The sequence below is a fragment of the Bacillus salitolerans genome (assembly GCF_042680805.1).
GTDB classification, from domain to species: Bacteria; Bacillota; Bacilli; order Bacillales; family SA4; genus Bacillus_CJ; species Bacillus_CJ salitolerans.
This window is the reverse complement of record NZ_JBHUEM010000039.1, coordinates 13432-28921: the sequence shown is the minus strand read 5'-3', so window position 1 is coordinate 28921 and position 15490 is coordinate 13432. Positions and strand designations below refer to the sequence as shown.

The 15490-nt window shown below is 37.5% G+C and carries 13 protein-coding genes, 1 pseudogene, 1 riboswitch and 2 other annotated features; of the genes and pseudogenes, 10 read left to right on the top strand and 4 right to left on the bottom strand.

The window, feature by feature from the left end:
* The first annotated feature begins 343 nt into the window (after positions 1 to 343).
* Positions 344 to 433, top strand: a riboswitch (cyclic di-GMP riboswitch).
* A gap of 285 nt (positions 434 to 718) precedes the next feature.
* The 6 genes and pseudogenes from ACFSCX_RS16690 to ACFSCX_RS16665 all read left to right on the top strand — a co-directional run bounded on the left by ACFSCX_RS16690 (position 719) and on the right by ACFSCX_RS16665 (position 6905).
* Positions 719 to 2560 carry a nitrilase-related carbon-nitrogen hydrolase gene (locus ACFSCX_RS16690; RefSeq protein WP_377929380.1) on the top strand — a complete coding sequence of 614 codons (1842 nt, stop codon included), beginning with the start codon at positions 719 to 721 and terminating at the stop codon, positions 2558 to 2560.
* Between the two features lie 64 nt (positions 2561 to 2624).
* Positions 2625 to 3737, top strand: a pseudogene (locus ACFSCX_RS16685) (HAMP domain-containing protein); the annotation flags it as partial.
* Positions 3711 to 4679 carry a methyl-accepting chemotaxis protein gene (locus ACFSCX_RS16680; RefSeq protein ID WP_377929419.1) on the top strand — a complete coding sequence of 323 codons (969 nt, stop codon included), beginning with the start codon at positions 3711 to 3713 and terminating at the stop codon, positions 4677 to 4679. The pseudogene ACFSCX_RS16685 and the gene ACFSCX_RS16680, both read left to right, overlap by 27 nt.
* Before the next feature lie 520 nt (positions 4680 to 5199).
* On the top strand, positions 5200 to 5409 hold the full coding sequence (locus ACFSCX_RS16675) for an EamA family transporter (RefSeq protein ID WP_377929379.1): 210 nt from the start codon (positions 5200 to 5202) through the stop codon (positions 5407 to 5409).
* A gap of 321 nt (positions 5410 to 5730) precedes the next feature.
* On the top strand, positions 5731 to 6285 hold the full coding sequence (locus ACFSCX_RS16670; protein WP_377929378.1) for a DJ-1/PfpI family protein: 555 nt from the start codon (positions 5731 to 5733) through the stop codon (positions 6283 to 6285).
* A 122-nt stretch (positions 6286 to 6407) separates the two neighbouring features.
* Positions 6408 to 6905, top strand: a complete 498-nt coding sequence (locus ACFSCX_RS16665) for a CBO0543 family protein (protein WP_377929377.1) — start codon at positions 6408 to 6410, stop codon at positions 6903 to 6905.
* 525 nt (positions 6906 to 7430) lie between these two features.
* On the opposite strand, the gene ACFSCX_RS16660 is transcribed toward ACFSCX_RS16665, so the two are convergent.
* Entirely contained in the window at positions 7431 to 8528 is a 1098-nt protein-coding gene (locus tag ACFSCX_RS16660) for a citrate synthase/methylcitrate synthase (protein ID WP_377929376.1), read from the bottom strand.
* 125 nt (positions 8529 to 8653) lie between these two features.
* Between ACFSCX_RS16660 and ACFSCX_RS16655 the strand changes: the two genes are divergently transcribed.
* Complete coding sequence (locus tag ACFSCX_RS16655) at positions 8654 to 9532, top strand: LysR family transcriptional regulator (RefSeq protein WP_377929375.1); 879 nt, start codon at positions 8654 to 8656, stop codon at positions 9530 to 9532.
* Positions 9533 to 9565: 33 nt separating this feature from the next.
* Complete coding sequence (locus ACFSCX_RS16650) at positions 9566 to 10390, top strand: DUF2785 domain-containing protein (RefSeq protein ID WP_377929374.1); 825 nt, start codon at positions 9566 to 9568, stop codon at positions 10388 to 10390.
* Between the two features lie 632 nt (positions 10391 to 11022).
* Here the strand turns inward: ACFSCX_RS16650 and ACFSCX_RS16645 are convergent.
* Both ACFSCX_RS16645 and ACFSCX_RS16640 read right to left on the bottom strand, forming a co-directional pair.
* Positions 11023 to 11682 carry a LysR family transcriptional regulator substrate-binding protein gene (locus tag ACFSCX_RS16645; protein ID WP_377929373.1) on the bottom strand — a complete coding sequence of 220 codons (660 nt, stop codon included), beginning with the start codon at positions 11680 to 11682 and terminating at the stop codon, positions 11023 to 11025.
* A gap of 2 nt (positions 11683 to 11684) precedes the next feature.
* Positions 11685 to 11894, bottom strand: a complete 210-nt coding sequence (locus ACFSCX_RS16640) for a LysR family transcriptional regulator (protein WP_377929372.1) — start codon at positions 11892 to 11894, stop codon at positions 11685 to 11687.
* 111 nt (positions 11895 to 12005) lie between these two features.
* On the opposite strand from ACFSCX_RS16640, the gene ACFSCX_RS16635 reads away from it, so the two are divergent.
* Complete coding sequence (locus ACFSCX_RS16635) at positions 12006 to 12920, top strand: Nif3-like dinuclear metal center hexameric protein (protein WP_377929371.1); 915 nt, start codon at positions 12006 to 12008, stop codon at positions 12918 to 12920.
* A gap of 52 nt (positions 12921 to 12972) precedes the next feature.
* Positions 12973 to 13179: a binding site (T-box leader), on the top strand.
* 37 nt (positions 13180 to 13216) lie between these two features.
* Positions 13217 to 13428 (top strand) — a binding site (T-box leader).
* Between the two features lie 105 nt (positions 13429 to 13533).
* Positions 13534 to 14820, top strand: coding sequence for an aspartate--tRNA(Asn) ligase (aspS, locus tag ACFSCX_RS16630; protein WP_377929370.1), 1287 nt, complete (start codon positions 13534 to 13536; stop codon positions 14818 to 14820).
* A gap of 189 nt (positions 14821 to 15009) precedes the next feature.
* On the opposite strand, the gene ACFSCX_RS16625 is transcribed toward aspS, so the two are convergent.
* On the bottom strand, positions 15010 to 15189 hold the full coding sequence (locus tag ACFSCX_RS16625) for a small acid-soluble spore protein H (protein WP_377929369.1): 180 nt from the start codon (positions 15187 to 15189) through the stop codon (positions 15010 to 15012).
* Between the last annotated feature and the right edge of the window lie 301 nt (positions 15190 to 15490).

Sequence of the window (15490 nt, the reverse complement as noted above, 5' to 3'; positions counted from 1 at the left end):
TTATTTTTAGCACACATTTGACTTGTGAACAATAACTGTTGTCCACTAGTCAGAAGCAATGCTAAAACCGTTGCTATTTTCAATGTTAAACCAAAGTAATCCTTGTCATATCAATAAAAAGAAACAAGGGAATTATTATGCGAATTCCCTTGTTAAAAGACTTGTGATTTTATATTTTCTACTCCACAACCGAATTACTTAACCTCAACAAGTGCTTCTATTTTTATTTTACATAGAATAATAAGAAAGAGTGTTTACCAGTAAAAAAGTACTTGAAAGATTTATCCGACTTTTGTATTATCTTAAAGGTACGAATTAATACATGAAAATATTTATTTTAAAATGACGATAAAGGCAAACTTATCGAAAGGTAAGGACGCAAAGCTTTGGGTCTAACGTTCTCATAAGGAACTATGATTGCCAGGTTGCCGAATAGCCCAAACAAAAAAACGGCTATTCCATATCTATTTATGGATATATCCGTTTTTCTTTGTTTGTCTTTATAAAAGGAGGAAGATGTTACTAATAGCCTAAGAGTGTTTAAAGAAGATGAGTTATGATCCATGAGTAATATTGTGGAATTAAAGATTTTACTTTAGAAAGTTATGAAAATACAAACTTAAAAAAGCTGACTTCATTGAATACAATCTCACTACATATAAAACTTTGAGAACAATACGTATCAATTATCAAAGCTTAGTTACTAAAGGAGAGCAATATGAAAACAAAAAAATTATTAACCGTGCTTCTTATTCTACTTACGGTAGTATCTACCACTGGCTACTACTGGGATCAGGAGATAACTCAAGTACAAGCAAAAGAAGAGAAGAAAGTAGAACAAATTTTGGATCCGTTTAAAGTAGCTTCAGTTCAATTTAATCCTATTCTCAATGAAAGAGATAAAAACGTTGAAGAGCTTTTAAAGATAACTGAGGATGCTTTTAAAAACGGAGCGAGGCTCGTTGTAGCTCCAGAGATGGCAACAACAGGTTATTATTATGCTGATCGAGAGGCAATTGAGCCATTCGTTGATTCAATCCCAGGAAAAACAACGGATGCCTTTGAAAAACTAGCTAAACAATACGATTCATATATTGTCTTCGGTATGGCTGAAGTAGACAAGGAAACAAATCTTTATTATAATTCTGCAGCACTTGTTGGGCCGGAAGGCTATATTGGAAAGTACCGAAAAACGCAAATGTGGGAAACAGAAATGCATTGGGGAGCTTGGGGAGACCTAGGTGTACCAGTATTCAATACGAAGCTTGGTAAGATAGCCATAAATATTTGCATGGATTCAGCTTATTGGGAGACTGCCAGATTAGCAGGTATCCAAGGTGCTGATATCTTAGCCTTTCCAACAAATTCTTCAGCACAAGCCATTTCAGCTTTACCAGCGCGAGCACAACAAAACGGAATGTATGTTGTTAGTGCTAACCGTTCAAATACTGAAAATGGCTTTCATATGATTGGTGGTAGTGCTATTTGGTCACCAAAAGGAACGAAGCTTGCAGAAGCACCTGTTGTTATGACACCAAGTGAAGATATCGATGAGCCAACTATAACGTTTGCAACAGTAGATCCTAAATTATACGAAAATGAGAATAAAGAAGCTTTAGAGGGAAGAAGGCCTGAATTATATAAAGAGTTAATGCATACCGTTGCACCATGGGATTATACAAAGAATACAACATCACATCATATTGTTGCGGGTGCTCTTCAATATGAACCTGTTTTAGGAGAGAAAGAGCAAAACAAAGAGAAGATTGTACGTTTGATTGAAGAAGCAAAGAATAAAAATGCTGATTTAAACTTAGTTGTTCTTCCTGAGCTATCCTTAACGGGACCAGTTGATGGACTGAAGAAACATGACGTAAATGCATTGGCAGAAGCTTCAGATGGCGAATCTGCTAAGTTCTTCACAGAGATTGCTAAAAAATATGAAGTTGCTATTGTATTTGGTTTTATTGAACAGGACGGCATGGATCTATACAATTCAGCCTTACTTATTTCTCAAGATGGTTCCGTAGCAGGAAAATATCAAAAAACACATTTAAGTAAGAGTGATAAGGTTTGGGCTAATGCTGGTGAATCATTGCCTGTTTTTAAAACAAAAGAATTAGGGAAAATTGGTTTATTAATAGGTGAAGACGCAGAGTTTCCAGAAGCATCTGGAGTTTTAGCGGTTAAGCGTGCAGACATGATTGCAATTCCGTCTGCTTGGCATGGACAATACGGTGGAGAAATGGAAATAAATAAGGTTATTTCTGCTAATCCGTATCCAGAGGGTTCAATGGTTACATGGGATGCAGTCGCTATTGGAGCACAAGCTTACACGGTTGTATCGAATTATGTTGGAACAGAAAAGAACTTCCTTGGTGGGAGTAGTTTATATACACTAGATCCTTTATACGCCCTTGACCAGCCAGTAGTTGCTGATGATAAGGAGCAGGCGTTAGTCGTTGAATTTGATACAGTGCAAGCAAATGCTTGGTTTAACCAGGAGATGTTAATTCTCTCAAGACAAACAGCATATTTTAAAGCATTGGTTCAAAAATAACAGTAATCAGCGGAAGGGGCATTTTCATATGCCCTTTTCTAATTAAAGGAAAGGATTAGAGGATATGAAAAAATTAAAGTTCACCTTTAAAGCTAAATTATTAGTCTATTCGCTATTACTCTCGTTAATACCGATGCTATTTATTGGATTTTTCGTTAATAATAAAGTGAGTAAAACCACAGAACAGGATTACATTAATTTTAGTGAACGAGAAATTACACAGGTTGATAACGCCATTTCTATGTATTTTGAATCAATAAGAGAAAATGCCTTATTATTAGCAACAAATCCAGAAGTAATGAAAGCGGACAAAAGCATTACCTCTTATGTTGCTCAAACTGCTGCGGGTGATTCCATTGATATGACACCTTCGCAAAATGGAGAAGTAGAGAAAGCAATCTTTGAAGTATTTTCACAATTTGGAGAAACACATCCAAATGCTGCTTATGTATATATGGGAACACCTGATGGAGGTTACGTCCAATATCCTGAAGGCCCTACAACACCTGGATTTGACCCAAGAGAACGCCCGTGGTATAAAACAGCTCTTGAGGAACCAGGTAAAGTTAAACTAACAAGCGCCTATGCTGCAACAGGTCAAGATGGAATAATAGTTAGTAACGTAGTAACAATTGAACAAGATGGTAAACAAAATGGTGTTTTAGGACTGGATGTTAGTTTAGAAGGTTTAACTAATATTATAAAGGATATTAAAATAGGCGAGAATGGCTATGTCATCCTAACCCAAAGTGATGGAACGATTCTAGCAAATCCGAAAAATCCAGAGTTGAATTTCAAGCCTATTTCTGAGCTGAATGTCCCTCAATTAAAGGATTTAAGCAAAGATGGGACATTTGAAGCAACAATTAATGGGGAAGATTTTGTACTAAATACAGTTACTTCAGCTAATGAAGGATGGAAGTACATTGCTGTTATTGAACAAAGTGAACTGTCTGAAACGGCAAATGATATTCGTGGGGCATTATTGTTTATTGGTGCAATCGCGGCTATTATAGCTGTACTAGTTTCTATTTTCATGAGCTTGCGAATTACTAGTAGTATTCAAAAGATTAGTAATCTTTCATTAGCTATGTCAAAAGGTGACCTTACACAGCGAGTTACCATTAATTCTACTGATGAAATCGGAGAAATGGGCAAAAATTATAATATTATGGCTAATAGTTTAAAAGATGTCATTACAAAAATATCCGATGGGTCTCAGCAATTATCCGCTACTTCTGAAGAACTTGCTGCAGGGTCAATTCAAAACCAGGAAGCGTCAATTCAAATCTCACAATCAATCCAAAGTGTTGCAGCGGGAACAGATGATCAGAAGATGGCTATGGAAGATGCAGTTGAAATTATTAATGAGGTATCTAAACATGTAGATCATGTTTCACTAAGCATGGAGAGTGTAAGAGATTCGATTAATAGTTCAGCAGAAACAGCTAAACAAGGTAGTAATGTGGTTCACCAAACTGTAAGGCAAATGAACGAAATTGATAAGAACGTTTCCTCATCTGCTAAAAAAATTAGTGAGCTGAGCGAAAAGTCCAACAAGATCAGCCAAATTAGTTTAATAATCCAATCAATTTCAGAACAAACGAATTTATTAGCTTTAAATGCTGCAATCGAAGCTGCAAGAGCAGGAGAACATGGTAAGGGCTTTGCGGTTGTTGCAGATGAAGTGCGAAAACTTGCTGAGCAATCGAGCCAATCCGCATTACAAATAAATGATATAGTCGTAGACATTAAGGATGGAATAAACGAATCAATGAGCCTCGTTGATAAGGGAGCAAATTCAGCAAAAGATGGACTACTGCTTATAAATGAAAGTGGAAGAGCGTTTGACGAGATTAAGGGTGCAGTGATTACGGTATCTTCAAATATTTCAGATGTTGGTATCGCTATGGATCAAATGAAAAACCGTATTATCGAAGTAGTCAATCACATTAAACATGTATCAAACACATCTTTAGATGTAAATGAACATTCACAGAATGTTGCAGCGGCTTCTCAACAAATGAGTGCTTCTATGGAGGATGTCTCCTTTGCAGCGAAAGAGTTAGCTAAAATGGCGATGGAGTTAGAGGAAGTTATTCTTCAATTCAAACTATGATCAAATACTTTTATGACGGTAACTAAAATCAAAGTATGACTATAATAAAAAGTCAGACTATTCTTCCGGAGCCACAGTGGGTAGTTGCTGAAAGGGAAAAAATTAGGACAGTAAGTAAATATAAAAAATGGGCAAGAGAGAGGAAATTGCACGTATTGAATTTCTTGGTAATGGAATGACATACCGAGAAATAGCATCTTTATTTGATAGATCAAAAATTAGTATTGAAAAGAAATATAATCGCTTGATAAGTTAGTAGAAGTAGGTGTATTAATCCAAACAGGATTAATACACTTTTTTGTACAGAAAGCATAAGTTTCTGGTGTTTAGTTTATACAATGTTACGGCTAAATCCAGCTCCATCACCCGCCAAGATGAAATGGCGACGATCTTTGCCATTTCATCCTACTCGAGGGAAAAAGAAAAATCACTTTTTCCTTGGTCAAATAACCTGTCATGAATAAAAGGGAATGTTAGGGAGCCAATGGTTGCTATGCTGGAGATTTCCTCCATAGGTGGTTTGCCCGTTCAGACAGTATCAATCCTCGGATATTTGGAGCCGCTGTCGGCATTGATATTTTCAGCTGTCATTTTAGGAGAAAAGTTAAGTCTTGTGCAAATAGCCGGGGCTATGTTGATTTTAGGAGATGTAGCATTTGGAGAATTGTTTCGACCCGAGAAAAAACGAGCTACGGGAAGAAAAAGGCAAAATGGTATTATGAATGAGTAGTAGCATGGAAATTTTTTCAAATATCACCATATACGTTTGCTGTCTTATTTGTCTATCGACTGGTACCTGCTATATGTCGTTAAAGCAGTAAATAGTAAGTAGAAATAGAAGCCCCTCAGAGTCCTAATGGGTCATGGTAGCCTAAAGGAAGGAAGATTGTGAAATATTGTACTTAAACAAAATTAGCTAATAGTTTGTCAACATTTTCCAGCAATGTGTATACTTAGTTAGACCATAAAGAGTTTCCGTAAGAGGTATAGTAGCTGGGCACGAATCACCATTTGTAAGATAAGAACAGGACTTTAAAATAGGAGTGATGAGATGGGGAAGGTTGCGTTTTTCGTTTATGATCAATTCGCTATGTGGCAGGTTGCATTGCTTCAAAAGTTTTTGGTAAACAAAGGATACACCATTGAGACTGTATCCATCGGTGGAGGTTTGATTTCATCTGATGGAGGTATGCTTATTTCATCAACCTCCATGGAGGGTAAGGACCCTAATCAATATGATATTTTTCTCATGGCAGGTGGAGAGATTACGGAGGAATTACTTCAAAACGTTGCGCTCCTTGCGTTTATTAAAGGCTTTGAAGGCGTGATAGCAGCAAGTTGTGCTTCTTCCGTATTAGTCGCCGCTGCCGGGAAGTTGCAGGGGAAGTATACGACACTTCCACATATTAATGAGCATTTTAGACACTATTATCAGGAAGGTACTTATATTGATACCGAGTGTTGTGTGGATGGAAATATCATTACGAGCCGTGGACATGCTCACTATGACTTTATGATAGCTGTGCTGGAGAAAATCGGCCTGTCTGGAAATGATCCTAGGCTACAGAAAATTGCATTAAAGCTATCGAAGAATGGTCATGAATAGGTTTTATAAAAACAGCCTTTTAAAAAAACAGGCTGTTTATTTATATTCTAATCAGTAGCAATTTGTACTGTATAAAAGCTTTAAACGACGCCATCCTATTTATAGTAGGAGGTGACCTAGAAATGAGTAGAAAAAAGAGCAATCTTCCATATTATTTATTAATGCTTACCACTGCAATTGGATTGATTCTGTTACCTTTCGCCATCGTAAAGCGGTCCTTTAAAGATTGGGTTATTGTGTATCTTGTTAGTGTGATTGGTAATTATTTTGCAGATCTTTATTTAGTTTCAAAGGGATACTTGAAATATAAAAAGAAGTTTTCTGGTAAGCTGAAAGTTCATTTACCCTTTGATTTTATACATTACCCTTTAATGCTCCTTTACTATAATCAATGGACACTCAATAGTAAGCCAGCAGGGATACTATTAAAACTATTTCCCTTTGTTATTCCCCAAGTTCTCATAGAGACCATTGCGGAAAGAAAGACAAAACTAATTACATGGCGAAAGGGCTGGACATGGGTTCATTCATTTATTAGTGTTGTGTTAAAGCTGTTAATTTGTAGAAGTATCATTGCATTGATTCGAACGATTAATAAAGGGAAAATTTCTGTGAATTAATTGACATATTTAAGGTGAAAAAGCCTGGGACCCCCAAGTTTTTTGTAGTAGGCGTGCCCAGTAAGACGTTAATTGCTAGCTGATAAAAGTCCAATCCGAGTAAGTGCCAAAGCGCTCGGTAGCTGACAGGAAACTGGTGGAGAATTCCTAAGGTTGAAGTCTAGAATAAATGCTAACTTGCTGCAACATCATCCAAACTGTACATTCTTAAGGTGTCATCTATGTACATACTATGAAGTGAATGTTACATATTCAAATCAGTGTAAATACAGATATAGAGATTATGAAAGTTACTTACAGAAAGTTACAATGATTAGGGTAGTAGTTTCATTTTAAGTAAATGATACCAACATTTTTTTTTTTTTTTTACAGCCTCAACTACCTAAGACGGTTATAACTTTAGGACTATTTAACAAAAGCTCCAGCATCTCCTTTAATAAATGTTGGAGCTTTTTGTTTCGGTTAGTAACTTTTCTCAAAATGATTCTTATACAGGCAATATTTGATTCCTGTATTCTTTCTACTCTATTGCTCCCTATGTTTACGATCACCGATATATTCAGATTGTGGACGATAGATGGTATTGTTTTCAGCTTGCTCTAATACATGCGCCGTCCAACCTACAACTCTGCTTGCGGTAAATGTAGGGGTGAACAATTCAGGCTTCATATGAATTGCTTTCATAATCGCTGCTGCATAAAACTCTACATTCGTATATAACGCGCGACCTGGCTTTAGCTCCTGTAATACGTCAATGGCTGTATTTTCGACATGCAGGGCTAAATCAAGCCAAGCATCCTCACCGACTAATTGTAACAGCTTTTCTCTTAAGGCAACCGAACGTGGATCATGAGTCTTATAGACTCGGTGGCCAAAGCCCATTAATTTTTCTCCGCTTTGTACTTTTGCTTTCAGCACTTCCTTTGCACGATTAACACTTCCAATTTCATCCAATAGATCTATAACACCTGCCGGGGCACCGCCATGGAGTGGACCCTTCATCGTTCCAATAGCTGATGTGATCGCGGATATAATTTCTGACTCAGTCGAAGCTGTTACTCTAGCAGAGAAGGTGGATGCATTCATCCCATGCTCGAGTGTTAATATCATATACGTTTCAAGCGCATCAACATGGGCTCTTGCTGGTATTTCACCAGTTAACATATATAAATAATTGGCAACGTGGTCTAATTTATCGTTTGGCGCTACATAGGGTGTCCCTTCTTGTTGATGGTTTCGAAATGCAATGATGGATGGAACTAGTGCTGTCAACGTAATGGCCTCGTTAACGGTTGGCTTCCATCCATATTCTGTTGTTCCTAGCGATGAAATAGCTGTTCGGATGACACTCATCATATCCATATGAACTGGAAGTTGTTTGATGATATTTTTCACGATAGGTGGAAGCTCTCTCTGCGCTTTTAATTGTTTCTTCAACAGTTGAAGCTGAGGTGGTGTCGGAATTTCTCCGTACCATAATAGATATACGATTTCTTCAAATGAATGGCTTTTGGTTAAATGACGAATTTCAAATCCTCTGTATAGTAGTATTCCGTTTTCACCATCGATATGGCTAATCATCGTTTGTGCGGCTACAACACCTTTTAATCCTTGGTTCATCATGCTATCATCCTCCAATTATTTTGAAGTTTCACTTTCTTACATTTATTGTATAAAATATAATCAATTAATAAAATTAAAGATTATTAAATGAATTGATTAATAATTTTAATAAGGAGAGGTAAGAGGTGGAATTTAGCTGGTTAACGACGTTTATAACAGCGGGGGAGTGTGGGAGTTTCCGGAAAACAGCGGAAATATTGTATATATCTCAGCCAACTGTTACCGTTCATATTAAACAATTAGAAGCAGAGGTTGGAGTGTCATTATTTGAACGAGAAGGGAAGAAAGTGAAGCTAACGGAAGAAGGTAGACGGTACTTAAAGCACGCTAGGGAGCTTCTTCATATGTATCAACATGGATTAGAGGATATTAGCTCATTTAGCCAAGGCTATACGACCAAGCTTTCAATTGCAATCTCTCCTCTTATTGCAGATACGATTTTGCCTTTTGTGTTAAAAAGGTATATTGATAAGCATCCTGAGGTTGAAATTGCTGTTAAGATTATTGAATCGAAAGAGATTGAAGAGGCTGTGCTTCATGAGGTTGTCGATATTGGTTTATCTTGTCTTCCGACTGTCCATTCAGAACTCATAAGTGAACTTTTATATCATGACCAGGTTGTTTTAGTCACATCACATGATGGAAGGGATGCAGAATCAGCCTTGCCGTTAGAGGAAGAAGAGGTCCTTACAAGCCAATACCTTTTGACCCATAACCACCCTGCCTATTGGGACAGTCTATGTAAAGTGGTCAAGCATCACTATCCCACTATTCGAATGATGAAAGTATCGCAGGTTCATATAACGAAACGATTTATTGTTGAGGGACTGGGAGTATCATTCTTACCTACATCGACCGTACGAAGAGAGCTACTTGAAGGAAGGCTTCTTCAAGTAGATTGTCATTCCTTTCAACTACCTGAAGCCAATACGTTTGCTGTAATGAAATATAAACATCGGACACAAGAAGAATTTTTAACCTTTATTTCCCAATATAGGTTATAAATAGTATATAGAAAAATAGAAAAGAGGGTCAATATGATTAAAGAAGAATTGCAAAGAGTAGTTGAAAGTGGATATAAGCTGCCTGATGGACTCACAGAATATGAGGCGGTAAGTAAAGTAGTAGATATTTTAGATTCGACCGATCCAGAGCTGCGAGATCAATTAGGTTACACGATATTATACAAATGGCTCATCGAACAAAAGTTTCTTACTAATAAGGAATTGAGGGAGCAGCTTGATGTAGCAGTTTCAGATAAAATGCTATTTCATAAAGTAGGAGAGTCAGAGACTGATAGCGTCTTTCTAAGAGCGTTCTCGTCTTTATTGATTGCCTTACTCCTCCATAGAGACAACCAAGATCCGTTTCTAGACAAGGAATCCTTTGATCAAATATTACATAGACTAGTTGCCTATTGTGAAGAAGAAAGAGATGTTAGAGGCTATGTTGAGGAAAAGGGATGGGCTCATGCAGCAGCACATATAGCAGATGCTTTAGAAGAGTGTGTACAAAGTGAGAAGGTTCATAGAGTAGAATGTGAAACTTTATGGATTGGAATATGTGCATTGATAAATCATGCTCATCATGTGTTTGATGCTGAGGAAGATGAAAGAATGGCGACAGTTGTTGTGGCAATGGTAGCCTTGGAGAAGGTTTCAGTCAAAACAATTTGCGAGTGGCTACAAAAGGTTGAAGTAACGAAGGGACAGGACATCACTTTCCGTTATAGAAGAGTGAATTGGAAGCACTTTGTTCGAAGCATCTATACTAGATTACAGGAAAAGAACCTATTAGGAGAGGCGGATTTAGCTCTTCAAAAAGAAGAGAGAAGATTTAATCCATATTTCTCAAAGCTGTAACGAGGGAAAAAGTGAAGAAGATCCTTGCTGGGGCTATCATTCTGTTAGTAAGTAGTATCTGCTTTGTTTCCTGTTCTATTTCGTTTGGAGCAAACATTAAGAGTCAAAAGTGAATTGAAAAATGCAGCCTTTGGAGGCCCTTTTCCAATTATTACTCAAGATTTATCCATGACGGGATATGAAGGGGAATATCCAAGGAGATTTTCGATTGAAACCGACTTTCTAGATTTAGATCCTCGCATTAAATTTCATCTCTCCCAATTTATTTTATCGGTCAGTAGTATGTTTGGTTTGTTTTTACTACTGTATTTTGCATTGCGTATAATCAAGTAAAGGAGGACACGATGTGTTCTCCTTTTTCGTAAGTTAAGAAATATAAGTTATGGTGTTTAGTTTATACCATGTTACGGCTAAATCCAGCTCCAGCACCCAGCCAAGATGAAATGGCGACGATCTTTGTTATTTCATCCTACTCGAGGGAAAAAGAAAAATCACTTTTTCCTTGGTCAAATAACCTGTCATGAATAAAAGAGAAAGCAACCCTTTTCTTCATGACAGTTTATTTGCTCTGCCTTAGGTTAAACGGGGCGCCCTGAGCCTTTGTTCTTTACTATTAAAAACTGAGTACAAGTTTAGTTTTTCCGTTTCCAAAATGTAGTCAGTTTATCAATGAATTGTACAAACGAGGGCGGGAGGTATCGATTTTTCCGATAAATCAATGAAATGGATGTGGAGGGGAAGATGTCTTCCTCTAGTTCAAGGCATTTAAACCTACATTCCTCATTGTCTGGTCGTAACGGGATGATGGAGATACCTACGCCTTTTTCAACAAGTCTAATGGCTGAGTCTATATGATCCACGACCACTTTGACATTAACTTGAACTGGTAACTTTTGAAGAATCGTCTGGGTAAAGCTCGATTGTTCATCAAATAAAATAATAGGTAAAGTTTCTAACTCTTTGAATGTAAGTGTATCTTTAGCTGGAAAAGAAGGAGGCGCTATCACTTTAATAGTCGAAAAAATGGGCAAATCAATCTGTTCGATATGGTGAGATGGCTTAACGGTTGTCACAAATCCAAAATCCAATTTATATTGCTCAATTAATTCATAGACTTGGTGAGAAGTTAGTGTTCGTAAAGAGAATGTTAGATTGGGCCTATCCGTTTGTTGATTTACTAATAAGTCTGGTAAGTAATAGTGGAGGAATGAATAGCCACCACCAATTCTAATATGACCGAAGGATGGGTCCTTTAATAATTGTATTTGATGCTTTACTTGACTGAATTGCACGCTTAGTTTTTTGCCTGTTCATATAGCTTTGAGCCAGATGGATTTAAAATTAACTTTTTTCCCTCTCGGTCAAATAATACGATATCCAAATCCTTTTCCAACTTTTGAATTCGGAGCGTTACATTTGGTTGAGAGGTGTGAAGTTTTCTAGAAGCTTCAGATAAAGAGCTAGATTCTACAACTGTAATGAACGTTTCGTATAGATCCATCATGTGATATTCCCCTTTATATAAAAAAATTATAACTTTTATAAAATATATATATTTTACTAATAACGTAAAGTAATCTAGAATGCAAGTATCGCGAAGGGTGGAGGAGTAAGGATGATAAAACGTAAGGAGCTTGTACAGTCATTAAATAAAGAGTTTCGTATAGATTCTTTTGGAAGGGATTCTGCTTTTAGTAGATTTGTCCCAATGGTATATGAACCTGTGGGATTCGATTGGAAAAGCGAGTTTACCACTTCATTCACGACCTATTTTAATGGGTTAATGCTTGAAGGTGCAGAGGTCGTCAATCAAGTCTTTTTAGCAGTGTTTCCAACTGATGATGTTCTTGCTACATTTATTTCGAAAGCTAACGCAGGCGATTTGTTATTTATGCATCATCCTCTTGTGATGGAATGTGGTGATCCTAAGGGTGAGTGGGGGAGAGGGTTTGTTCCAATCCCTAAAGATTGGATTGCGGGTATGAAGGAAAAGAATCTATCTGTATACACATGTCATGCCCCAATGGATTATCATAAAGAACTAGGGACAAGTGTAGCGATAGCAAGGGAGCTACATGTGAACATTGAAGAATGGATTATCGGTGATGAACATGGTGAAATAGGGATCATAGGAAGCATCTCCTCTATCTCAACGCAACGACTCATTCAAAAGCTAGAAAGCACATTTGACATCCCTTATGTTGATTTTGAAGGCAAGGATCATCAAGCAATCGAGAAGGTGGCGATTATTCCTGGGTGCGGGGATAAGGTCGAATGGATGAAGCAAGCAGAGGCAAAGGGCGTGCAGGCATACATTTCAGGAGAAATTCATTGCCATATTGACAATGAATATGGAAATAGGCGCTTTCAAGAGATGATGAAGTATGTGGATGAAACGTCCATGTCTTTAATCGGTGTTTCTCATGCTGCTTCTGAATATCTTGTGAAAAAGACACTGATAAAAGAATGGTTCGAAAGAGAATTTTCGATTGAACCGATATTAATTCCTCAAAGCAAATGGTGGTTATAAAATAAGGCTTTTCTTTTCAGGTGAAACGTGGTAAGATATGTAAAAATTAATAGGAAATGCGAAGAAAAGAAGAGTACATTACAAACTAGTTCAAAGAGAGTGCTTGGTAGCTGGAAATAGCACAACAAAGTGTAATGGAAAGACATCTTGGAGCAGTTGTTCTGAATGTAAGTAGGAACAAACGGTTCTAGAACCGTTATTATGATAAGTTGGTCCTTTAGGACAATTTGGGTGGTACCGCGGATGATCCGTCCCTCTTTTTGAGGGGCGGTTTTTGTTTTTTTTAAACTTAATAAAAGAAGACGATGATGAGGAAAGTAGGTTATGGTCATCCTTTACAGAGAGCGTTCATAGCTGAGAGAACGTAAGGACCTATAACGGAAGGACACCTCGGAGTAGTGGTTCTGAAAATCAAAGTAGGAACACACCGGTTCATACCGTTATCTAGCAAGAGCAGGTCCTATTTGGGACAATTTGGGTGGTATCGCGGATTATTTCCGTCCCTTTTTTAGGGACGGATTTTTTTTTTTTCAAAATTGGGAGGCAAGAGTAATCACAAGTCTCCCAGGATTTTGTGAAAATAGTATTTTTGAATGCTTAAGGAGGAATCGTTATGAAGAGAACGTATGTAAAAGAGAGTGTTTATTGTATTGGAGAAACAATTTTGCTAAAGGGATGGGTGCACCGCGTCAGGCATTTAGGAAAAATAAGCTTCATGCAGCTAAAGGATCGTACGGGTAAGATTCAATGTGTTTTAGAGGGAGAGCTAACGGGAGTTCATGTATCAGTAGAATCTGCCGTTGAAGTACAAGGAAAAGTAGTCGAGACAAAGCAGCAAGGACTAGGAGTCGAACTGTTAGTCCACTCACTCACAGTATTAAATAAGGCACAAATGCTTCCCTTTGAAACGAACAAGGAAGAGTTAACGGTAAACCTTGACACCCTGTTGAACAACCGTGTTTTATCCATGAGGAATGAAAAAATACAAGCGATCTTTTCAATTAAAGCGAAGGTCGTTTCGCTTATGCAGGAATTTTTAATGAGAGAGGATTTTCATCAAATATTTACCCCGAAAATAGTGGCACAGGGTGCTGAAGGCGGAGCAAATGTGTTTACATTTGATTACTTCGGACAATCTGCCTATTTGGCACAATCGCCGCAATTTTATAAACAAATGATGGTCATTGCTGGCTTTGAACGAGTATTTGAAATCGCACCTGTTTTCAGGGCGGAACAACATAACTCTTCTAGGCATTTAAATGAATATACGTCCGTTGACGTAGAGCTAGGATTTATTGAATCGTTTTTAGATGTCATGAAAGTAGAAGAGAAGCTTTTGAATTATGTATTTCAAGGATTGAAGGAACATTGTGAGCAGGAATTATCCTTATTTACGACTGAATTACCTGAAGTAGGGATTATTCCTAGTATGACGCTAGCCGAAGCACACAAGCTTTTAGTAACGAAGTTCAATAAGCAATCACCTGATGGGGATTTAGACAATGAAGGTGAAAGACTTCTAGGGGAATATGTAAAGGAGAGCATGAATTCTGACTTCGTCTTTATTACGCATTATCAGAAGGAATCACGCCCAATGTATACAATGCCAAACCCGGACAATTCAGCTATTACTGATTCCTTCGACCTACTATATAAAGGTGCGGAGATTACATCTGGTGGTCAACGAATTCATGACTACGACATGCTTATTCAATCATTTACAGAAAAGGGTCTGCAGCCAGCCGATTTCTCTTCTTATACAGAAGCATTCAAGTATGGTGCACCCCCACATGGAGGGTTTGCGATAGGACTCGAGCGTTTTATTGTAAAGCTTTTGAATCTTTCGAATGTGAGAGAGGCAGCCGAGTTTCCGAGAGATATTGATCGATTAGTACCGTAAAGTGTAGTTTTTAGTTCAATAATTGAGTTTAAAGAAAGACTTGTTAAAGGAGAATTAACGGTCTGATGGATAATAATCAAGCCGAAAGATGGATGTTAGTTCAAAAGATAAAAGATGTAAAGAGCTTGGATAAACCAAGCTCTTTTATTGTAGGGTGATATACGAATCTTTGTTGGTTCCAAAAACCGGTTATTCTTCTCTTAATTCTTGTACACTAACAGTTTGCTCGTGTTCGGGTTGATCTAAAGGGAAAATTCGAGCAGTCTCTGTTTCTGGGTCTACATGCTGAATGTAAATATTGCTTCCATTAAAAGACACATTCGCCATAACAGGTGAACCAGCAATTTCCTTTGCACGCTGAACGTTCATACATCGTCCTCCTATTTCTAGAAATCAATGATTGTAGTTTCTCTAATTTATATAGATTTATTCGGAGATTGTGCCGAGCCGAAGATTAGGGGAGCTTATCAAGAAAAAAGAGGCAGAGGAAAGTAAAAAGCAAAACGAGGTAAGTAAACGGGACACAGAGGAAAGTAAAAGACAAAACGAGGAAAGAAAAAAGAGGCAGAGGAAAGTAAAAAGCAAAACGAGGTAAGTAAACGGGACACAGAGGAAAGTAAAAGACAAAACGAGGAAAGAAAAAAGAGGCAGAGGTAAGTAAAAAGCAAAA